Here is a 22,169-nt window from a genome sequence, read left to right as displayed (position 1 = left end):
TTTTTTAAACCTCCTCTTCGCTGAGATCCTCCTCCTGCGGAACCACGCTTACCTGTTTTACAAGCTGTTCCGGCACCTTCGTATCCTTCGACCGGCACTGCTGCCATTCCACATCTTCCCCGTTCTCGACGTAGAATGCAGGCCCTTCATGGCCGCCAACCGTGACCCGATCAAACCGAATGTCCCTCACATTGCCTAAATAAAAGCCGCGCGCCTTCATATCCCGGATGCCGGACATCATGGCCGGGCGCCCCGGAACCGGGTTTTCCGCCATGGAAATGTCGATATCGGCAAACGTTAATTCCGAAATATACCTTTCCGCAAGACCATAGATAAACCCTGCCGCCGCATGTACGTTCCTTGCGGTAACATTCGAAAAGTGGATCCGCCGGAATGTCGGCGTTTCCCGGGTGACCGGGTAAGGCCGCTTATCCCAGACGTATTTGTCCTTGCCCCGCGGTCCGCAAAAATAATACAGGTTCAGGATGAACGGGCAGATGACTTCCTCCATGACGATGCCGCTGACGCGGATATCCTCCACCGTTCCTCCGCGACCCCGCCGAGATTTCAGCCGGATGCCGCGGTCGGTGTGCTTAAAAATGCAATTGCTGATCACGACGTTCCGGATATCCCCGCTCATTTCGCTGCCGAGCACGACGCCGCCATGGCCATGAATCATCGTGCAGTTCGTGATCGTGATGTTCTCGCACGAGACCCGCTCATCCGTATCCTCCGTGCCTGCCTTGATGGCGATGCAGTCATCGCCGACGTCGATGTGGCAGCCGCTGATCCGCACGTTCCTGCACGATTCCGGGTCGATGCCGTCGGTATTCGGCGAATCCGCAGGATTGTAAATCGAGACGTTGTCGATCGTCACGTTGTCGCAGAGAATCGGATTGACCGTCCAGCTCGGGGAGTTGATCAGCGTGACGTCACGAATCGTCACCCGGGTGCAGCGGTCGAGGCTGATCAGCTTAGGCCGGGGATGGGTCAGCTCCTCCGGACGGCCCCGCATCTTGTCCCACCAGGGCTGGCCGTTGCCATCCAGCGTGCCGCTGCCGGTAATGGACACGTTCTTCAGCCCGTGTCCGAATACGCAAGAGGCGTGCACCTCCCGGAGCACACCTTCCCAGCGGGAGGTCACGACCGGATAATCCGCCGGATCGGTGCTGAAGGACAAGACCGCTCCCGGGTCCAGCCGCAGCTCGATGTTGCTGCGCAGAATAATCGCCCCGGTCAGGAACATGCCGGCGGGAACAAACACCGTCCCGCCGCCCGCGGCGTCAGCCGCCTCGATCGCCGCGGCGATCGCCCGGGTCGCCGGTTCGGCGCCGCCGGGCACTGCCCCGAACTCGGTGATGCAGTATACGCTCATGGCTGTTCCCCTTTCGCCGCAGCGGCCGGAATCCTGGCCTCGTATTCACCGCAAGCCTGCAGAAACGCCCCCAGTCCCTTCTGGTCGTTGGTGATGATCGGCTCGCTGATGTAATAAGCATACGTGCCGTCGCGCAGGTCGGCTCCGCCCAGTCCGGCCACCTGGCAGTTTTTGTTCAGGTTCAGCCAGCCTTCCTTCGTCTCCAACACAAACTCCTCCAGCAGTCCCCGGTACGCCCTGTCTAAGCTGTCCTGCCATTCTTGCGGCGCAAGCACGCCGAGGCGCAGCCCTTTCGCGATGGCATAAGTGATCATGCTGGAAGCCGAGGCTTCTAAATAATTACCCTTGCGCCCGCCCTCATTTACCACCTGGTACCAGACGCCGCTGCTTGGATCCTGATAGGATCTCAGCGCAAGCAGCGTATCGCGCAGGATGCGCTTGAGCTCCGGATAATCCGGATGGCTGCCCGGCAGCAGCTCCAGGCAGTCCGCCAGCGCCATGACGAACCAGCCAAGGGAACGGCCCCAGAAATTCGGAGATAAACCGGTAGCCGGGTCGCACCACGGCTGAACTTTCTTCTCGTCCCAGGCGTGATATAAAAGCCCGGTGGCCTCGTCCTTCGTATGGAGCTCGCACAGCTTGAACTGCTTCGTCACGTCGTCCAGTCCCGCCCCGTCTTCAAACGTCAGCAAATATTCCAAATAGAAAGGCGAGCCCATGTACAGACCGTCCAGCCAAATTTGATATGGATAAATTTCCTTATGCCAGAATGCCCCTTCCGACGTCCGGGGATGGGAAGCCAGCTGAGATCTCAGCAGCCCGGCGGCGGTCTTGTATTTTTCCTCCCCCGTTTCCCGGTACAGGGTGAACAGCAGCTTGCCGTTGTTGATATGGTCGATGTTGTATTCCTCGGGGCGGTATCCGCGGATGCTCCCGTCTTCCTGAATAAAATGGTCCATGTTGTTCCGGATATACTCCCAATACCGGCGGTCTTCGGTCTGCTTCCAGAGCAGCTCGAAGCCCTTGAGCACCACGCCGTAATCATACGACCACTTGCCCTGATATCCCTTACTCTCGTACAGCTTCGGCGTCCGCGCCATCATGGACTCGGCCATGCGCTGCGCCGCGTTGAATGTCTGCATGCTGATCCTCCTCGGATAAAATTCCCGGTTTCGCCGGGGGATTGTTTTTGGTACCCTGCCGTGATGAAAAAAACACAGTCCTAACCCCCATGCAGGCGGGATAGGACCTGGTACCGTCTCCGTCGGGCTCAGCCGTTATTTTTGCTGAGTAGCCTTGTAGGCGGTCTCGTATTCCTCGATAATTTTGCTGCCGCCGGATTTCTTCCAGTTTTCAACCGCAGCTTTGAATTCGTCCAGATTGATTTTCCCGAGAATGTATTTGTAGGTCGCATCGGTGATGATCTTTTGCAGCTCGGAGCCCTGCGTCGTGAACGTTTCGGATTCCAGGGAGTATGCCGGGTTCAGCACCCCGTAATTGGCATTTTCCTTGATCAGCTTGTCGGCCTCAGCCTTCAGCGGATCTGCGTCGTGGATTTTGTAGCCCGTTTCGCTCGGACGGGAAGAGGCAAACGGCTGCACTTCCTGCTGCCACAAGTCAGTGTTGGTAATCGTAACCGCGTCATTTGCATCCACCGTATAATGGACGCCTTCGATCCCGTAAGTCATGAGGGCGTAAGTGTCGTCATCCATCAGATCGTTGACGAATTTCAGGACCCGCTTCAGCTCCGCCTCATCCTTCACTTCGGATTTCGGGAAGGCAAGCAGTCCTCCAATTCCGTTATTCGCCGCCCAAATAGCGCGGTCGCTGTCATTGCCTGTAGAGGTGATGTTGTTGTCCAAAGCGAGCTGCATGTTATCCTGAATGCCTTTGGCCATATTCAAAAGATTCTTCCCGTCAAACAGGGCGCCGACGTAAATTCCCGCTTTACCTTGGGCGAATTTTTGCTGCTGGTCGGTCTTGGCTGTTACCGCGAAGTCTTGGTTGATGTATCCCTTTTCGTACAATGTCTTCATGTAATCCATCGTTTTGACGTACCCATCGCTTTCGAATTCGGGGATCATTTTCCCGTCATCCGTCACCTGCCAGTTATTCGGCGTGCCGAAGTAGGAGCTGAGCGTCTTGAAGGCGCCGTAGATCAGATCGCTCCGGTCCATGAAGCCCGTCGTATCCTTCTGTCCGTTGCCGTCCGGATCCTGCTCGGTGAACGCCTTGGCGACGTTCATCAGCTCATCGGTCGTTTTCGGAACTTCCAGCCCAAGCTTATCCAGCCAGTCCTTGCGGATGACGACACCGTTGCGGGCGAGATCCTTCTGGAAAGGGACGCCGTACAGCTTGCCGTCGATCGATGCCGATCTCCGTGTATCCTGCGAAATTTTCGCCAGGTTCGGGAACTCGTCCAGGTACGGTTCGACCTCCCAGAACATGCCGGATTTGAGGGCGTTGCGCACGGATGAATTGTCGAGAATGGTGAGCGTGACGATGTCCGCCAGGGAATCGGACGCCAGCGACGTATTGATGCGTTCTTCCTTGGAAGCATCCGGAATCCAAGAGAACTTGATATCCGCCCCGGTCTTCTCCTCAATCTTGTCCAGTACCGTATCGGTCGGCGGCGACGCCGTGTGCAAAATGTTCAGCCACGTAATCGATGTTTTTTCATCACTTGCCGCAGCGCCGCCTCCCGAGCCCTGGGCCGTTTCCCCCTTGCCGCCTCCCCCGCCGCAGGCCGAGAGCAGCAGCCCGCAGACCAGCGTAAAAGCAGCCATCTTGCTTACCATTGGTTTCATGTACCATTTCCCCTTTTCTATTATCCTTTGGATTGATCCCACACTGCCGTGCCTGATTAGTACACGCCGTCCTCGCCGAACTTCTTCGCCAGCCTGTTGGAGGCCATGACCAGGACAAGCCCCACCAAGCCTTTGAACAAACCTACCGTTGTACTGAAGCTCAGCTGCCCGTTCTTCAGTCCCGCCGTATAAATGTAGGTGTCGAAAATTTCGGCCACCTCGCGGTTCAGAGAATTGAGCAGCAGGTACATATGCTCGAATCCCAGATCAAGCGTGCTGCCGATCTTGAGAATGAGCAGGGTGATGATGACCGGGCGAATTGCCGGCAGCGTCACGTGCCACGTTTTGCGAAACCGTCCGGCTCCGTCCATTTCGGCTGCTTCGTACAGCTGGGTGTCCACCACTGTGATCGCAGACAGATAAATAATGGTGGACCAGCCGAGCTCCTTCCAGATGATCTGCCCGATGTACACGGTGCGCAGCCATTCGGGAGCGGTGAGGAAGCTGATTTTGTGCCCGCCCAGCCTGGCGATCAGCTCGTTCAGCACGCCTCCGTCCACGGTGAGGAATACGTAGGTAATGGAGACGATGATGACCCAAGACATGAAGTGCGGAATGTAGATGATCGTCTGCACCCAGTTTTTGAACATCCGGTGCCTGACTTCATTCAGCATCAGCGCCAATATAATGGGAAGCGGAAAGAAGATCACAATGTTGAGTGCAAACAGAACCAGCGTGTTGCGCAGCAGCATGAGGAACGTCGGTTCTGTGAACAAGCGGACAAAGTGCTTCATTCCGACCCAAGGGCTGCCCGTGATCCCCTTAAACGGCTGGTAATCCTGAAAGGCAATGACGAGACCACCCATCGGCAGATACTTAAAGATGATGAAATACAACACGCCGGGCAAAATCATCAGGTACAGCAGCTTGTGACGTTTGATACGGTCCAGAGCGCTTTCCGTCCGTACCTTCCTGGCCGGTTTGACATTCATGTTCATGACGGCCGTGTTTGTGTCCTTCACCAGGTCGACCTCCTTGTAAGCGTTTCCTGTTACGACTCCAGCTTAGGCCGTTTCGGGTATTCCGTACATAATCATTTCATTGACACCGCCTGACAAACCGCATAACGGCGCCATTTTCGCCTTCCGCATCTCAGATGATGATTACGGATTTAAGCTGATGATTATCCGGCAGACAGCCGCGGATTCCCCGTTCTCCCCCTTACCGGACAACACCTCAGGAGCTGATTATATACGTAACCCGGCACGCTTGGTACAGTCTAACTGTAAACGATTACAAGGAGGATACCCGCGTATGACACCATCCACATCTTTGCGTAGAAAAGAGTCTTTCGGCAGCCGCCTGTTTACCGTTGTAAACAGCCTCCTGCTCATTCTGATTGCCCTCATTTGCCTGCTGCCTTTTGTAAACGTGATTGCGAGCTCCTTCGCTTCCACTCAGGAAGTCGTGGCCAAAAAATTCATTTTGTTTCCGACGACGTTCTCCCTCGATGCCTATAAGTACATTTTATCGACGCCTACGATTTTTAAAGGGTTGGGGGTGTCGGTAGGGATTACCGCAGTGGGCACGATCGTCAGCATGTTCCTGACGGCGCTCATGGCCTATGGCCTGTCCAGGAGATATCTTTACGGCAGGGGTGTCGTCAATTTCATCGTCGTGTTCTCCATGCTGTTCAGCGGCGGCATGATCCCGACTTTCCTGATCGTCAAGAGCCTCGGCCTGATCGACTCCTACTGGTCGCTCATCCTGCCGGTTGCCATTAACGCGTTTAACCTGATTATTATGAGAAACTTTTTCCAGGCACTACCGGAAGCACTGGAGGAATCGTCCAAAATTGACGGATGCAACGATTTCGGCGTTTTCTTCAAAATCATGCTTCCGCTCGCCCTGCCATCCATCGCCACTATCTCGCTGTTCTATGCGGTAGCTTATTGGAACACCTATATGAATGCGATCCTGTACATGACGGATTCGACCAAGTGGCCGATTCAGGTGCTGCTCCGCCAGATCGTGATCGTCTCCAGCGGCATGCAGGCCGAAGGCACGTCGGTGGACGTCATTCCTCCCGCGCAGACCATCAAAATGGCGGTGATCGTCATCGCGACCGTACCGATGCTGGCCGCGTATCCGTTCGTGCAGAAGCATTTTGTCAAAGGGGCACTGCTCGGCTCGGTCAAAGGGTAACGCACGGCAAAGTCTTGCATTCCGCTCATCAGCAGGCTGGACGGAATAGCAAGACTTGTGTTTTTTATTGAGCCTGTTTGACTTTGCGGTAATTTCCCGGCGTCACGAGCTCCTTCTTGCGGAAGGACCGGATGAAGTTCTGCGGATTGTGATACTGGAGCCGCTCGGCGATTTCCTTGATGGTCATGTCCGTTTCGACCAGCCATCTCTTGGCCATCTCCAGCCGGTAATTCATCAGGTACTCGCTGAACGTCATGCCAAACTCCTTTTTAAAAATGCTGCTTAAATAGTTCGGATTATAATGAAGCCGGTCGCCGATCCACTCCAGGGACAATTCCTGGTCGTACTCCGTGCGGACGATCGTGGCGATCTTCTCGGCGAGGGAACGGAACTGGCGGTTGGTCTTCTCCTTCATGCTGCGCACCATCGGTGAGATGACCTCTTCCACGAGGATCCGCTCGATCTCTTCCGGGTTGCGGATATCGAGCAGACGGTGGTACAGCGCGTGATTGTCCTGCGTCAGCAGCACCTCCACGCCGAGGAGCTGTTCCAGCTGGATCAGATTGTTGACGAAACGCACTAGGGCCACTTCGAAATTCATCGAGTTTTTGTTCTTCTTCATCATTTCGGCCAGCAGCGGATACAGCGCCCGGGGGACCTGCTCCTCGTCGCCCAGCCGGATCGCGTCGAACAGTTGGGTTTCCAGCTCCGTCGGATAATGCAGCAGCACCGGTCCAGAGACGACCGTCTCGATGTCTTCATAGAAAATGATCGACTCTTTTCCCAAATTGAGCCGGTGCCGGAGCGCCTGCTTGCTCATTTCGCACGCTTCCTTGCTCTCCCACAGATGCCGGTACGTCTTGCTGATGCCGAAGCTGACGGAGCAGTTCAAATAATCACGCGCCGTCATCATAATCGTTTTCGAATAAGAAAGCACCTGCCTGCGGATTTCCTGTTCCTCCTGGTCCGTGAATGTGAGGATGGTTGCCTGGGTGTTGTCGTTTAAAATAATGGGCAGCATCCGCCCTTCCTTCGGCACGACTTCCTCGACCATTTTGTTGATGGCGAGCAGCAGCATATCCCGGTCCGACGCCTCCCGGCCGCCGTAACTGTCCATCTGAATCAGCATCGCGACGAACGAGGGCTGCGTAAGTTCCGGATAGCCGAACCGCGGCAGCATCCGTTCCAGTTCCTCCGGGGACACGCGGTTCCGGAACAGGTTCAGGATCATCTGCGTTTCCAACTGCGGAAGCTCGGCCTCCATCATGCTTTCCAGGTTTTCCTTCTCGGTGACGATCGTATCGATGGAATGAAGGATACCTTCGATTTCGTTCTTATAAGGCAAATGGGAGCTGCGCGGCAGGCTGCGCTGGATTTGGCGGATCGGCTTCGTGAAATAAACGGAGATGCCGTAGGCCACCACGATAATGAGCAGCGTAATGACGGCCACCATCAGCATGATTCCGTATTTGGTCGTCTTGAGCGCGCCGGAAATTTCCTTCTGGTCCAGCAGTGTCACATAGATCCAATTATTGTAGCTGGATTTGGCATAGATCGCCTCGGCCGACTGGCGTCCGGAAGCGGTCACCTTCAACCTCCCGGCCCGATGCTCTTCCCCGGCTGACTGAACGATGTGCCCAAGCTGGTCATCGGACAGCAACTGCTTGCCGGGATCGGTTTCGTACATCAGCTCTCCCTGTTTGTTTAAAATGATGACCGGCGCATTGTCCTCGGTCTTCAGGATCCGGTCGAGCGTGGACCGGGAAATGTCCGACAGGGCAATCGCCTGCTTTTGCTTGGAAAAGACCGGCAGCGTGTTCACGAAACGGATGCCGTCATCCGTTTTAATCCAGAACAGCCCTTTGTCTTTGTTATCGATGTATGCCTCATACAATTTGCGGCGGTCGGTATCCGTCAGATAGGACAGCTTTCCGCTCGTAATCTGCCAATTCTGCACCAGGCTGATGAGTGAATACTCGGTCCCTTCCAGGCCCATCGTAGCGATATAGTTCAGCTGTGTATTGACGTTTCGGTATTCCTCGAAATCCTGTTCCGTGATCTGCCTTTTTACGACGGCATCAAACGAGCTCGTCGTGCTGTATGTATTAAAGGCGTATTCAATGGTCTGAATTTTCTGTTCGAGCGAATTTTTGGTCTGGGTAATAAAGCTCTGCTTGCTGCCCGCGACCCGGTCGATCACCGAATGGGTCGTATTGACATAAATATAGCTGCCGAAACTGACGACGAGACCGATTCCGAGGACCAGAATGGGAATAAACGTTTTATAAAACATGCGGCCTTTTTTCATTGTGATGCTCCTTTAGCCCGTTCTTGTTTCCAATTATAGCGTTTTCATGATAAGGATGACAATATGATTAACGTGTGCATTTTTTCGGAATCGTATTGACTTGAACCCTTTCTGAACTTAAACTGAAACCGTTAACAAATATTTCATGTCACGAGGTATTATGATTACGATTAAAGACATCGCGCGCGTCGCAGGGGTATCGCACACGACCGTTTCCAGGGCGCTGAACGGCAATCCGCTCATCAAGAAGGAAACTCGCGACCGCATCGAACGCATAGCCGCCGAACTGAACTACATTCCCAATTACAGCGCCAAGAGCTTGGTCATGAAGAAGTCCTACACGATCGGCCTGTTCTTCTCCAGCATCGACCAGGGAACTTCGGCCAGCTTTCTCGTGGACGCAATCAAGGGCATTCATCAGGTGCTCGACGAGAACTACAGCCTCACGGTCCACGGGATCGACAGCATCCGGCACTATGATGCGATTACGCCAAGGCGTTTCGACGGCGTGCTGGTCATGAGCCAGAGCGAAGCCGACAATGCTTTCATTTATCACTTGAAGCAGACCGGCATCCCCTTCGTCGTTCTGAACCGCCAGCTGGATGACCCCGGCATTCTGAACGTGGTCGCCAATGACCGCGAAGGCGTCCGGGAAGCATTGGATTACGGCATCAGCCTCGGCCACCGGAAGATCGCCATCATCGAAGGCAAGGCCGGCTTCAAATCGACAACGGAACGGAAGCAGGGATTCATGGACAGTCTGATCGCCCACCGCCTCCCGCTGGTTCCGGACTATTTCACTGCCGGGGATTACGGGGTCGAAAGTGGCTATAACGCCATGATCTCGCTGCTCTCCCTGCCCGATCCGCCGACCCTGGTCTTCTGCTCAAACGACGATATGGCCATCGGCGCGCTGAACGCCTGCTATGCTAGGGGCGTCGCCCTTCCCGGCCAACTGTCGTTGATCGGGTTCGACGATATTTTGTTTTCGCAGTATACGTATCCCCCGCTGACTACGATCCGCAAACCGATCGCCGATATCAGCAAGCTCGGCACCACCAAGCTGATCGAGCGGCTTGAGCAGCCTGACTCGGCACCGGAACAGCTGTTTGTCCAAACGGAGCTGATCGTGCGGCAAAGCGTTGCGGCTGTTTCGAATGAAGGGCAGCTGTAATGCCTTGTTTTTTTGAGGGTGGCATTTCAAATATGTTTTTTTCGCTTCAAAATGTTAACGTGTGCATTATGTTCATTATCTCTAAAGGAGGTTTGAAATACGTATGACACCAAGTCTTTCCCGCAGCCTGTTTCCGGATCTGCCCGCCTTGCCCGAGCGCATGATCCAGTTTGGCGGCGGCAACTTTATGCGGGCTTTCGTGAACTGGCAGATGCAGCAGATGAATTTAAAGGGATTATTTAACGGAAGCGCCGTCATCGTGCAGCCGACCGCACACGGCAAGAGCACCTCGCTCATGGAGCAGGACGGCTTGTATACCGTGCTGCTTAAAGGACGGCTTCAAGGGCAGTTGGTCAACTCAAGCGAGGTCATCTCCACCGTAAGCCGGGTCATCAATCCCTATACAGATTATGAGGCCTACTTGAAACTGGCGGAACAGGATGAACTCGAGTTCATCACCTCCAACACGACCGAGGCCGGTATTGTTTATGAGGCCGGTCTGCGCCGGGAGGACGCTCCCCATTCCAGCTTTCCCGCCAAATTGACGGAGCTGCTCTACAGACGGTTTCAGCTCGGCAAGGAAGGCTTTGTTATCCTCCCTTGCGAGCTGATCGAGAACAGCGGCGAGAAGCTGCGCCGCTTTGTGCTGCAGCATGCCGCCGACTGGCAGCTGGGCGATTCGTTTGCCGCCTGGGTCACGGAAGCTAATACGTTCTGCTCCTGCCTGGTGGACCGGATCGTCCCGGGTTACCCGCGGGACCAGGCGGACGATCTGGAGCAGAAGCTCGGCTATGAAGACCCGTTCATGGTCAGCGCCGAGCCTTATCTTTTGTGGGTGATCGAAGGGCCGGCGTGGCTGCGGGAGAAGCTCCCGCTTGCCGAAGCCGGGCTGAACGTCGTCGTCACGGATGACCTGTCGCCTTACCGTGAGCGGAAGGTTCACCTTCTCAACGGCCCTCATACGGCCATGGTGCCCCTGGGGCTCCTGGCCGGGCTTGAAACGGTCGAGGACGTGATGAAGGATAGCGATTTGGGCCGCTTCGTCCAGGAACTGATGGAAGACGAGATCCTTCCGGTTCTGAAGCTGCCGCGGGCCGAACTGCTCGAATATGCGGCGGCCATCCGCGAGCGGTTCAACAATCCGCTGATCCGGCACGAGCTGGCATCGATTTCGCTGAACAGCATTTCGAAATTCGCGGCGCGCCTGCTGCCGGTGCTGATTCGTTACCAGCAGGCACAGGGGAAGCTTCCCCGCCTGCTCGTGCTCTCCTTCGCCGCGCTCCTCCTTACCTACCGCGGCGACCAGGTCTCCCGTCGCGATGTGCCGGAAGTGCTGGAGGCATTCGATCGGAACTGGATCAACCCGGACACGTTCGTTGCCGGCATCCTGAAGGAAGAACGGCTGTGGGGCATGGATTTATCGGCGATTCCGGGCCTTGAAGCACTGCTTAGGGAGCATATCGGCCTGCTGGAACGCGAAGGCATCCGGGCCTCGCTCCATCAACTGACCTGAGGAGGATTGACATGAAATCATTGATGAAACTGAACCCGCGGGACAGCGTCGCCGTTGCCCTTCGGCCGATTCAAGCCGGAGAACCGCTGGAAATGGACGGCGTGAAGGTCGTGTCCGCCCAGGAAATTCCGCAGGGCCACAAAATCGCCCTGACAGCGATTCAACCGGGCGAAATGATCATCAAATACGGGTATCCGATCGGCCATGCGATTTCCGCGATCGCCCCGGGCGATTGGGTGCATACGCACAATCTCCGGACCAATCTGGACGGTGAGGAAGAATACGAATACCAACCGGACCTCCACCCGATTTCCTACCCGAACCTAGGGATGACCTTCGAAGGATACCGGCGGGCTAATGGCAAGGCAGGGATCCGCAACGACCTGTACATCGTCCCGACCGTCGGCTGCGTGAACGGCGTAGCCGAGCTGATCCTGCAGGAATTCAAGGCCGTTCACCCGGATCTCGGTCCCTTCGACAACGTTACGATCCTGAAGCACCCGTACGGCTGCTCGCAGCTGGGCGACGACCACCGCCAGACCCGCAGCATCCTGATGGACGCGGTCCATCATCCCAATGCCGGCGGCGTGCTCGTGTTCGGTCTCGGGTGCGAGAACAACATCGTCACCGAGTTCCGCGAACTGCTTGGAGACTACGACGAATCCCGCGTCAAATTCCTCGTGGCGCAGGAGGTCGGCGACGAGGTCGAAGCCGGCATGGCCCTCCTCGAAGAGCTGTATGAGGCCGCAAGTCTCGACAAGCGCGAGCCGATTCCGCTCAGCGAGCTGAATGTCGGCCTCAAATGCGGCGGCTCCGACGGCTTCTCAGGCATCACGGCCAACCCGCTGCTCGGCGCCTTCTCCGATTTTCTCATCTCGCAGGGCGGATCCACGATCCTGACCGAGGTGCCGGAAATGTTCGGCGCCGAGCGCATGCTGATGGCCCGTGCCGAGAGCCGCGAGGTCTTCGATAGCATCACCTCGCTGATCAACGATTTCAAGCAGTATTTCATGTCCTACGGGGAACCGGTATACGAGAATCCTTCTCCCGGCAACAAGGCCGGCGGCATCAGTACGCTGGAGGACAAATCGCTCGGCTGTACGCAGAAGGCCGGCACGGCCCCGGTCGTCGACGTGCTTCAGTACGGCGAGAAGCTGCGCAAGAAAGGCCTCAGCCTGCTGCAGGCCCCGGGCAACGATCTTGTCGCATCCTCTGCACTCGCCGCCTCGGACTGCCAGCTCGTGCTGTTCACTACCGGACGGGGCACGCCGTTCGGCAGCTTCGTCCCAACCGTCAAAATCGCGACCAACCACGATCTCTACAACAAGAAAAAGCACTGGATGGATTTTAACGCCGGCTCGCTGCTCGACCGTCCGATGCAGGAGGTACTGGAGGAATTCATCGCATACCTGATCCAGGTAGCCAGCGGCCAACAAACGCGCAACGAACAAAATGACGTACGGGAGCTGGCCATTTTTAAAACCGGGGTTACCCTGTGATATCACTGGACTATTAAATCCATTTCGATTTCATCCAAAGGAGCTGTGGACCATGTTTTTAAACGACGATTTTCTGCTGACGACCGATACCGCCCGCAAGCTGTTTCATCAGCATGCCAAAGACATGCCGATCATCGACTATCACTGCCACCTCGATCCCAAGGAAATCTATGACAACCAGAACTTCCGCAACCTGACCGAAGCCTGGCTCGCCGGCGACCATTACAAATGGCGGCTGATGCGGGCGAACGGCATCCCGGAATCGCATATTACCGGCGACGCCTCCGACTATGACAAGTTTCTGGCATGGGCCCGGACCGTCCCGAAAACGGTCGGCAATCCGCTGTACAGCTGGACGCATCTGGAGCTGCGCCGCTTCTTCGGCATTACCGAACTCCTGAACGAGGAATCCGCCCCGCGGATTTGGGAGCAGGTGAATGCCAAGCTGGCCACGGACGACTTCCGGCGGCGGAACATCATCAAAAACGCGGACGTCAAGGTCGTCTGCACGACCGATGATCCGGCCGATTCGCTGGAATACCATCAGCTGCTGAAGAAAGAGGACACCGGCTTCCGCGTGTTCCCGGCCTTCCGCCCCGATAAAGCGCTGAATATCGACGCTCCCGGCTTTACCGATTGGCTGGAGCGCCTTGCTCAAGCATCAGGTCAGCAGGTGACGAAGTATGCCGAACTGGTGGACGCCCTGAAGCAGCGGATCGACTTTTTCCATGAGCAGGACTGCCGCCTTTCGGACCATGCGATCGACGTGCTGCGTTACCAGGAGGGCAGTGCGGAAGAGCTAGAGCGGATTTTCGCGAAGAGACTGAAGGGCGGGACGCTCTCCCTGGAAGAAATCACCGTCTACCGAACGGAACTGCTGAGTGCGCTCATCGGGCTGTACTACAGCAAAAATTGGACGATGCAGCTGCATATCCATGCCTTCCGCAACAACAATACGCCGATGTTCAAGCGTCTCGGGCCTGACACGGGTTATGACGCCCTGAACGACCTGCCGCTGGCCGGCCCGCTGTCCCGGCTGCTCGACCGTGCCGAATGCGGCCAGGGTCTGCCGAAGACGATTCTGTACTCGCTCAACCCGAACGATTATCCCGTCCTGCTGACCCTGATGGGCTGCTATCAAAAGGATACGGCCGGCAAATTGCAGCTCGGTTCCGGATGGTGGTACAACGACACGCGCAGCGGCATGCGCCATCAGCTCACCCTGCTCGCTGACAACAGCCTGCTGGCCAATTTCGTCGGCATGCTGACCGACTCCCGCAGCTTCCTCTCCTATACCCGGCACGAATACTTCCGCCGCGTGCTGTGCGAGCTGATTGGCGAGTGGGCTGAGCGCGGGGAAGCGCCTGACGATGAAGCGCTGCTCGGACAAATCGTAGAAGATATCGCCTATGGCAACGCGGAGCGGTATTTCGGCTTCAAGGACCTCGGCATTCCCGAAGCGCTGCGTTCCTAGGCATTAGCGTGGGTTGATGCAGCGATATGGTCCTTCTAGAATGTTGTGTTCTCTGGTAAAAGAAAAGGAGGACTCCGTTATATGACCATGACACTGTATATCGTCGGTGATTCCACGGCCGCCCTGAAGGGCGCCATAGAGAAGCCTATGACCGGCTGGGGCGAATACCTGCAGCAGCACCTGGATCCGGCCGTCCGGGTAGACAACCGGGCGATCAACGGGCGCAGCACCCGCTCTTTTATCGCCGAGGGCCGCTGGGCTGCCGTGGAGAACGAGCTTCAGCCAGGCGACTACGTGTTCATCCAGTTCGGGCATAACGACCAGAAGCGCGAAGATCCTTCGCGCTTTGCGGATCCCGCGCCTGGCGGGGAATACCGAGCCAACCTGAAGCGGTTTATCGAATCGGCCCGCTCGCGCGGGGCCGTCCCCGTGCTGCTGACTTCCGTCAGCCGGCGCCGCTTCACGGCAGGGGGTATGCCAGATCCTGATGCCATCGGCCCCTACCCTGAGGCGATGCGCGAAGCCGCGCGGGAAGCCGGAGCGCCGCTGCTCGACCTGTTCGCCGCTTCCCAGCAGCTGTACCTGCGGATGGGTCAGGAGGAGTCGAAACATCTGTTTATCCATCTGCCCGCCGGATCGCATCCCAATTATCCCGAAGGGATCGCAGACGACACGCACTTCTCGGATCAGGGGGCCCGGGAAATCGCCGGGCTTGCGGCGGAAGCGATTCGGCAGTGCGAAGCGCTGCGCGAGCTGCATCCGCTGCTGCGTAACCTTACCCCGACAAGCTGATGCTAGCGTGGAATGCCTGATCTGATCCAGTTACATCATTGAGTGCAAAAAAATCCTCCGAACCCAAAAGGGTCCGGAGGATTTTTACGTTGTACGATGCCGTTATTCATTTCGTCCAGCCGATGACGAAATTAACGCACCGATCTGGACTCAAGCTCATACTGCGTTTCCCGGGACTTGAAGGATATTAGGAATCCTAACACCAGCACGATGCTGGCGAGAACGTATGGATAGTTCACATTCATGTCAAACAGCGCCCCCGCAATGATCGGGCCGATAATGTTGCCAAGGCTCGTAAACGCCGAATTCAGACCCGCCACATAGCCCTGCTCCTCATTGGCAAACTTGGACATCTGCGTCCCGATGGCCGGGCGCAAAATATCCATTGCCAGAAACAGAACGAAAGTCACTGCGACCATGAGCCAGAAAGTATGAACAAGCAGCGTGAAAATAATAAAAAGGATCGACACGAAAATGCTGAGCGTGATGACTCTTTTCTCCCCGAACCGGTTAATGATCCAGCCGAAGATGGTCACCTGCACAACCGCCCCGCAGATGGAGCCGAACGTAATAATAAAGGCGATATCCTTAGGGGTAAAGCCGAATTTATGATCGACAAACAGTCCAAACACCGTCTCAAAATTGGCAAGCCCGAACGAAGCGACGAATACGACGATCAGACTGATAAAATAAGGCGCCCGGTAAGCACCTGCCAGCTGGCTCAGCAATCCGGCCGGTGCCATCTTGGCAACCGCCCCGTCGCCTGCCTGCTCGGCCTTCGGCACCTCCCGCAAAAATATAGCGGTAACCGCCATAGCCAGCAAACCGCCGACAGCGGCTGCGTAAAAAGGAACCCGAATGCCGTATTCGGCCAGATACCCGCCGATGCCGGGACCGATGATAAAGCCGGTGGTGATGGCGGCATTGATGAAGCCCATCCCTTTCCCGCGTTCTTCCTCGCTTGTGACATCAGCGGTATAGGCCATAACGGCCGGCATAACCAGAGCCGCACTCACCCCGCCCAGCATTCTCGCCAGGAACAGAAAAGGCAGCGTGCTGGATGCGCCGAACATCCACTCCGACACGGCGAACAGCAGCAGTCCGGCCAGGATGACCTTTTTGCGGCCAATGGAGTCCGACAGCCGTCCGGCAATCGGCGAAAAGACGAGCTGCGTAATGGAAAAGGCAGCGACCAGCAGGCCCAGCACGCTTCCGTTAATATGCAGCAGATTCATATAACTCGGCATAATTGGAATGATAAGTCCGATGCCCGTAAAAATAATGAAGTTGTTGAGCATGAGGAGCAGAATGGCTCCCCTGTTTCTAATCAGCAGCGACATAAAAAAGCCTCCATAAGCAAATTCAGCATGTATACTGAACGTTCGTTATGTATTATGGCATGAGATAACGAAGACCATTCTCCGCTATCGTTCACTTGCTTGCTTATTCGTCGCCACTCCGTTCAAAAAGACAGTCACGGCATCCCGGTACAGCAGGGTCGTCTTCTCGGGATTCAATCTGCGCGACAGCTGATTGGCACCGAAAAAGATCGCTTCCAGCACAACGGCGAGCCGCTCCGCATCACCCGGCATGAATTCGCCGCGGTCGATCCCTTCCTGCAGCAGATTTTGATTAAACGCCAAATGCTTGACCTTCATCTCAGCCATGCGGGACTCCACTTCGGATGTCTTTTCCTCGTTATGAAAAAATTCATCAGCTGCCTTCGTGAGCGGATGGTTCAAGTCGTCAGCCGCCAACTGTTCCGCCACGGCATACAGCTTCTCGGTGGTGGTCTTATACAAGTGCTCGTTTTGCTCCCAGTTCAGTTCCCATTCGCGGTCCCATTCTTCGAGCAAGTGAAGGAACAAACCTTCCTTGCTTTTAAAATGGTAGTAGATGTTGCCTTTGCTGCTCCCGGTCGCGGCCACGATATCTTCGATCGAAGTCGCTTTATAACCCTTTTGGACAAACAGCGCACGGGCGGCTTCTGCAATCTTTCTCTTGGTTTGTTCGCTTTGCAGCTGCTTCTGGTTCATGACGCTCACTCCAATACATATATATACCGAACGTTCAGTCAGTATTTTATCACGGCACCTTTTTCGTGGCAAGCTGCAGTTTATTTTTCCTGTGACACGATTCTGAAAAAAACTTAACCAAACCAAAAAAGCCGCGGAGCCTTGCGCCAGTTAGCCAAGGTACCCGCGGTCTTTTGCTGTCCGGACTTGAAAGATCTTCCGTTACACTTCACCCCAGAACAGTTCGGTCTCGTAGTCGAAGCTGACCTTCCCGTCCACTTGGGTCCGCTCGAACAGCTCCTTCAGTCCCTGCTTCATCCGCTCGTGGTTCGGGTGGCCTTCCGCCGGCACATAGGAAGAAGACATCGCCCTGCCGATCAGCTCCTCCAGATTAAACAGCTGGCGGTTGCCAAATACCGCAGTATGCATGTCTCCGTCCCGGAAAAAAGGCTGCAGCTGCGATCCGGAAATGTTTTTGTGGGTCATCTGCTCATAATCCGTGCTGTAGTGATGCAGCAGTTGCTCGTATCCCTCCAGGAAAGGCGTACCGCTCGTGAGCCGGGAGTTCCAGATCAGGACAGCCTTGCCGCCGGGCTTCAAGATCCGGTGAAACTCTGCCTGCGCGGCTGGACGGTCGAACCAGTGAAACGACTGGGCGCAAACGATAAAATCAACCGCATCCGCAGACAGCCCGGTATCTTCCGCTGCGCTGGCTTGCGAGCGGTAGTCCGGCGACGCGCCAAGCTCCTTCTCCGCCGCTTCACGCATGGCCGCATTGGGTTCCACGGCGATGACCTTGCTGCCCCGCTCCAGCAGCAGCTTGGAGAAAATGCCGGTACCCGCACCGATGTCGGCGATCACCAAATCGGCCGTCATGCCGACCACGGAATAGAGGTAATTCACCGCCTCCGCAGGGTAACTCGGACGGTACTTGACGTAGTTCTCCACCCGGTTTGAGAATCTTGCCTTATTGTCACTGCTCATCATGCTCCACGCTCCTTTAGCATCGTTAATATTGTCCCGCATCGAACCACGGACCTGCTGATTGCTGCATAACCTATTTCGTTTCACAGAATGAAACATCGTTCCGTTTAATGCTGTCTTGATTATAGAAAACCCTACAATGCGTTTCAAGTCCTAATTTAGCTCAAAAAGAAATCTCACTTACCGGCAGGCCCGCCCAAGACTCTAAAACGCCAGCGCAAAAAGCCGCCGGCCCCTGCATCGCAGAGGCTGACGGCTTTCATGTTTCTTACCTGGGCCGCAGGGGTCGGCTGTCTCTTAAGCTTCAGTCCAGAGCTCCGGCCACGACGCTCCCCCGGAACAATGTAGCGACCCGGGCGGATTTACGGGCGACCGCTTCGGCCGAGCAGGACGCGTCCACGAGCGCCAGGCTCGCCTCGTCGCCGATCCGCGGCCAAGCCTGGCGGCCTTCGGCATCGAGCGGCGTAACCCCGCCGGTGATGTACTGCAGGCCTTGCGCGAGCGACTGCTCGTTCACCCAGCCGGAAATCTCGGCCAGGCGGCCGGCGCGCTCGAGAATGTCGCCGGTGCCAAACGGCGACCATACGTCAAAGACGTTGTCGCAGCCGACCGACACGGATACGCCCCTGCCTTGCAGCAGGCGCACAGGCGGAAACTTGCGGTTCATCGGAACGCTGGTGATGATGCCGATCCCGGCTTCCGCCAGCATGTCCGCTGCTGCTTCGGCCTGCCCGGAGGGAATGTCGCCGAGGCAGAACGCATGGCTGACGGCGACCTTGCCTGCCAGACCGGCTTCCCGGGTAAGACTGGCCAGACGCTTCAGCGTAAACAACCCGAGATGATCCGGGTCGTGCAGATGCAGGTCAATTCCCGCTCCTTCGGAAGCCGCAAGCTCTACCATTGTCCGCAAGGATTGCTCCAAATCTCCGTCGACCGTCGCCGGGTCGACCCCGCCGACAAGCGACGCCCCGCTGCGCAGCGCTTCCCGCACCAGATTGGCAGACTGCGAGCGCAGGAGCCCCTGCTGCGGAAAAGCGACGATTTCATACGTCAGCTTGCCTTCAAACGCCTGCAGCGCCTTCTGCACCTCTTCCATCTGCTTGAGACCAGCCTCTGGATAAATGTCAACATGTGTCCGGACATGGGTGACGCCGGATCGCAGTGCCGTCTCCAGATACAGGGAGGCCCGCTCGGCGATGGAAACGGCATGCTCCGCATGCAGGCGCTTTTCCTCGTCCAGCCGATCAAAAATATGCTTTGCCGGCGTAACCGGCCGCCACTTGGAACCGAGCAGCGTCTTGTCCAGGTGACAGTGCTTCTCGATAAAAGAAGGTAGCGCCAGATACGACTTGGCATCCAGCCGCGGCAGATCGTCCGCGATTTCCTGGTCCGCGGAAATTTTATCCGTGATCCGGCCGTCCTGGATCAGGAGATGGCACAGCTCCGTTTCCGTACCGGTCACCACGCCGTTTTCCGTTTGGAGTCCGCTCTCCAGGCGGACGTTTGTAAGCCAAAGAGCCGATTGCATCGATATCAACATCCTTTCTATTATATAGATTGAACTAAAGCTTCACATTGAACTTCCTATTATAACGGCCCAAGAAGGCCTATAACATTCATTTCTTTAGTTCATTCTATGGGGTAAAAGAAATTCAAATGAGGCTATATCCTCATGTCTACTTCACGCCGAAAACAGGTTTGCCCCGATGCAGCAGAGCTTTCCGCTCTGCCCGCCTTGCCACGGCTTCCGCCGAGCAGCTGGCGTCCACAAAGACGGCGCTCGCCTCGTCCCCCGGCATCGGCCACACCCGGCGGCCCTCTCCGTTCAGCGGGGTCCGTCCGCCGGTCACAAAGCCGAGGCTGGCACCAAGCGCCGCCTCACTGCCCCAGCCGAAGCGCTCGGCAAGCGTTCCGGCTTTCTCCAGGCTGTCCCCTTTGCCGAAAGGGGACCAATGATCGGTGATGCTGTCATGCCCCAGCTCCACCCGAACCCCCTGCTTCGCAAGCATCGGGATCGGAATCGTCCGCCCGAGTGGCACGGACGACGTGACCGAGATGCCAAGATCCGCCATCCGGGCGGCCACCGCAGCCGCTTCCTCCGGCGGAATGTCCGCCAGCGCCAGGGCATGGCTGACCGTGACTCTACCCTGCCACCCGGCCTGCTCGGTCAGATCCGCCAGACGCTGGATCGTATACACGCCCAGATGCCCCGGATCGTGCAGATGCAGGTCGACTCCAGCGCCGGTCTCCACGGCCAGCTCCATCATCGTGTTCAGCGACTTCTCAATGTCGCCGTCCACGGTGGCCGGGTCGACGCCGCCTGCCAGGGAAGCTCCGCTGCGCAGCGCCTCCCGCACCAGGCCGGCCGACTTGCTGCGCAGCAGCCCATGCTGCGGAAACGCCACGATCTCGAAAGTAGCGCGATCCCTATAGGTCTCGGCTGCCCTCAGCGTCGCCTCCAGATTCCTCAGCCCGACAACCGGGTCGATGTTGCAGTGGGTACGAAAATGCGTCGTCCCCGACGCAAGCAGCAGCTCGATAAGCTGCTCTGCCCGGTGCTGAGCCGTCGGCAGCAGCTTGGGCAGCAGCTGCTCTTCCTCTTCGATCCGGGAGAAGATGCCCTTAGGCGCCGGCCCCGGCGCTTTCCATGGGCCGCTGTAATACGTTTTGTCCAAATGAATATGCATATCCCGCATCGCCGGAAGCATCAGTGCCCCGCCCATGTCCGTTTGGGGGAGGCCGTCCTCCGGCAGCGCATCCGCCGGCTGGATCTCGGCGATGCTCCCCTCCGAAATGCGGATATGGTACAATGCGGTTTCCGTGCCGCTGACGGCATTTCCTTCGTAGCGCCAGCCGGTCTCCAGCCGGACACGGGTCAGCCAAAATGACGAATGTTTCATTAAGCTTTCCTCCTTTGGTCGTCCTGCGATGGCAGCTTAGACTTCCCTGCCTCATATTCCGTATGCTAACATGGGTTATGATATATGAAAAATATTTATAATATTTGAAATACAAAGGTTTTAAATATACATTGGATAAAAATGACTGGAGGGTTGATCCATGGACATCAGACAACTGAGGTACTTTACGGTCATCGTGGAGGAAAAGCAAATTTCCGCCGCGGCCAGAAGACTGCATATGTCACAGCCTCCGCTGAGCCAGCAGTTGAAAGCATTGGAGGACGAGCTTGGATCGGCTCTCGTGGAGCGGAGCGGCAAGCATCTGGAGCTCACCGAAGCGGGCAAAGCGCTGTACAGCTACGCCCTGAAGCTGCTGCAGCTGATGGATGAAGCCAAGACCGAGGTTCAGGAAATCGGCAGCGGCTTTAAAGGCGTACTCCGCATCGGCATCAACACACTGTCGTCGGTGGACCTCCCCGGCACGCTGATACGGTTTAAGGAGAGCTATCCGCAGGTCACATACAAAATTCAGCAGAACGAATCCGCACAGCTGTGCGGCCTGGTCAAGAACAGGGCCCTTGAGCTGGCCATCATTCGCCTTCCGCTTGCCCTGGATGAGTTCTCAGTGCTGCATTTGAATACGGAGCCCTTTTATCTGATGGCATCCAGACAGCTTGTCCCCGAGCCTCTTGCTCCGGAGATCCCGCTTGATCAGATCCGAAGCTACCCCCTGATCCTCCCGAGCACGGAAGGACTCGGCGTCCATTACACCGTCCTGATGGCCTGCGCGAAGCATCATTTCGAGCCCCGAATCATCGCCGAATGCTCGGACATTCCCCTGCTGTTATCCTTGGTGTCCAGCGGCTTCGGGGCGGCGGTCGTCCCCGAGACGATCGTAAAGCTCCACGCCAGCCATGATATGTCGGTGTCGAAGATCACGGACCCGGATTTGTCCTCGCCGTCTGCTTTGATCTGGCTGAAGGAGCACCACCTGTCCCAGGCTGCGCGCCATTTTATCGGCATGATCTCCCCGCCTGCCCCCGGGGAATGACAACGTAAAGCGCAAAAGAATGCAAATGAAAAAGCCCTTCCGCTTAGGAGAGGGCTTGGGCTTTGACACTTC

General features: G+C 56.5%; 17 protein-coding genes. 7 read left to right on the top strand and 10 right to left on the bottom strand.

Features of this window, described 5'->3' with window-relative positions; genetic code table 11:
* Nucleotides 1-4: 4 nt before the first annotated feature.
* The 4 genes from CJP46_RS12395 to CJP46_RS12380 form a co-directional block, all read right to left on the bottom strand.
* A complete protein-coding gene (locus tag CJP46_RS12395; protein ID WP_094595885.1) occupies nt 5-1,375 on the bottom strand; it encodes a glycoside hydrolase family 28 protein in 1,371 nt (456 codons plus the stop codon).
* The gene (locus CJP46_RS12390; RefSeq protein WP_094595884.1) at nt 1,372-2,517 is read right to left on the bottom strand and encodes a glycoside hydrolase family 88/105 protein; all 1,146 of its coding nucleotides are present in this window, start codon (nt 2,515-2,517) and stop codon (nt 1,372-1,374) included. Before CJP46_RS12390 ends, CJP46_RS12395 begins: the two co-directional genes overlap by 4 nt.
* A 135-nt stretch (nt 2,518-2,652) precedes the next feature.
* Complete coding sequence (locus tag CJP46_RS12385) at nt 2,653-4,182, bottom strand: extracellular solute-binding protein (protein ID WP_094595883.1); 1,530 nt, start codon at nt 4,180-4,182, stop codon at nt 2,653-2,655.
* Nucleotides 4,183-4,238: 56 nt separating this feature from the next.
* A complete protein-coding gene (locus CJP46_RS12380; protein ID WP_094596157.1) occupies nt 4,239-5,180 on the bottom strand; it encodes an ABC transporter permease in 942 nt (313 codons plus the stop codon).
* Between the two features lie 316 nt (nt 5,181-5,496).
* Here CJP46_RS12380 and CJP46_RS12375 point away from each other — a divergent pair, with 316 nt between their 5' ends.
* On the top strand, nt 5,497-6,387 hold the full coding sequence (locus tag CJP46_RS12375) for a carbohydrate ABC transporter permease (protein WP_094595882.1): 891 nt from the start codon (nt 5,497-5,499) through the stop codon (nt 6,385-6,387).
* A 64-nt stretch (nt 6,388-6,451) separates the two neighbouring features.
* On the opposite strand, the gene CJP46_RS12370 is transcribed toward CJP46_RS12375, so the two are convergent.
* A complete protein-coding gene (locus CJP46_RS12370; protein ID WP_094595881.1) occupies nt 6,452-8,695 on the bottom strand; it encodes a helix-turn-helix domain-containing protein in 2,244 nt (747 codons plus the stop codon).
* 160 nt (nt 8,696-8,855) lie between these two features.
* Here CJP46_RS12370 and CJP46_RS12365 point away from each other — a divergent pair, with 160 nt between their 5' ends.
* The 5 genes from CJP46_RS12365 (at nt 8,856) to CJP46_RS12345 (ending at nt 15,147) form a co-directional block, all read left to right on the top strand.
* Complete coding sequence (locus CJP46_RS12365; RefSeq protein ID WP_094595880.1) at nt 8,856-9,869, top strand: LacI family DNA-binding transcriptional regulator; 1,014 nt, start codon at nt 8,856-8,858, stop codon at nt 9,867-9,869.
* Nucleotides 9,870-9,972: 103 nt separating this feature from the next.
* Nucleotides 9,973-11,382: a tagaturonate reductase gene (locus CJP46_RS12360; protein ID WP_094595879.1), complete on the top strand. Its 1,410-nt coding sequence runs from the start codon at nt 9,973-9,975 to the stop codon at nt 11,380-11,382.
* Between the two features lie 11 nt (nt 11,383-11,393).
* The gene (locus tag CJP46_RS12355) at nt 11,394-12,881 is read left to right on the top strand and encodes a UxaA family hydrolase (RefSeq protein WP_094595878.1); all 1,488 of its coding nucleotides are present in this window, start codon (nt 11,394-11,396) and stop codon (nt 12,879-12,881) included.
* Nucleotides 12,882-12,933: 52 nt separating this feature from the next.
* Nucleotides 12,934-14,355: a glucuronate isomerase gene (uxaC, locus tag CJP46_RS12350; RefSeq protein ID WP_094595877.1), complete on the top strand. Its 1,422-nt coding sequence runs from the start codon at nt 12,934-12,936 to the stop codon at nt 14,353-14,355.
* 81 nt (nt 14,356-14,436) lie between these two features.
* On the top strand, nt 14,437-15,147 hold the full coding sequence (locus tag CJP46_RS12345) for a rhamnogalacturonan acetylesterase (protein ID WP_094595876.1): 711 nt from the start codon (nt 14,437-14,439) through the stop codon (nt 15,145-15,147).
* A gap of 131 nt (nt 15,148-15,278) precedes the next feature.
* On the opposite strand, the gene CJP46_RS12340 is transcribed toward CJP46_RS12345, so the two are convergent.
* The 5 genes from CJP46_RS12340 to CJP46_RS12320 all read right to left on the bottom strand — a co-directional run bounded on the left by CJP46_RS12340 (nt 15,279) and on the right by CJP46_RS12320 (nt 21,046).
* Nucleotides 15,279-16,487: an MFS transporter gene (locus tag CJP46_RS12340; protein ID WP_094595875.1), complete on the bottom strand. Its 1,209-nt coding sequence runs from the start codon at nt 16,485-16,487 to the stop codon at nt 15,279-15,281.
* Nucleotides 16,488-16,571: 84 nt separating this feature from the next.
* Complete coding sequence (locus tag CJP46_RS12335) at nt 16,572-17,183, bottom strand: TetR/AcrR family transcriptional regulator (RefSeq protein WP_094595874.1); 612 nt, start codon at nt 17,181-17,183, stop codon at nt 16,572-16,574.
* A gap of 201 nt (nt 17,184-17,384) precedes the next feature.
* Nucleotides 17,385-18,149, bottom strand: a complete 765-nt coding sequence (locus CJP46_RS12330) for a class I SAM-dependent methyltransferase (RefSeq protein ID WP_094595873.1) — start codon at nt 18,147-18,149, stop codon at nt 17,385-17,387.
* Between the two features lie 301 nt (nt 18,150-18,450).
* On the bottom strand, nt 18,451-19,674 hold the full coding sequence (locus CJP46_RS12325; protein ID WP_094595872.1) for an amidohydrolase: 1,224 nt from the start codon (nt 19,672-19,674) through the stop codon (nt 18,451-18,453).
* 148 nt (nt 19,675-19,822) lie between these two features.
* Nucleotides 19,823-21,046 (bottom strand): amidohydrolase family protein, encoded by a 1,224-nt coding sequence (locus CJP46_RS12320; protein WP_094595871.1) that lies wholly within the window; start codon nt 21,044-21,046, stop codon nt 19,823-19,825.
* 160 nt (nt 21,047-21,206) lie between these two features.
* On the opposite strand from CJP46_RS12320, the gene CJP46_RS12315 reads away from it, so the two are divergent.
* On the top strand, nt 21,207-22,097 hold the full coding sequence (locus CJP46_RS12315) for a LysR family transcriptional regulator (RefSeq protein WP_094595870.1): 891 nt from the start codon (nt 21,207-21,209) through the stop codon (nt 22,095-22,097).
* Nucleotides 22,098-22,169: the final 72 nt, after the last annotated feature.

The organism is Paenibacillus sp. XY044, from assembly GCF_002257645.1.
GTDB lineage: Bacteria > Bacillota > Bacilli > Paenibacillales > Paenibacillaceae > Paenibacillus_AQ.
The sequence above is the reverse complement of the archived record's forward strand: the minus strand, read 5'-3'. Positions and strand labels throughout refer to the sequence as shown.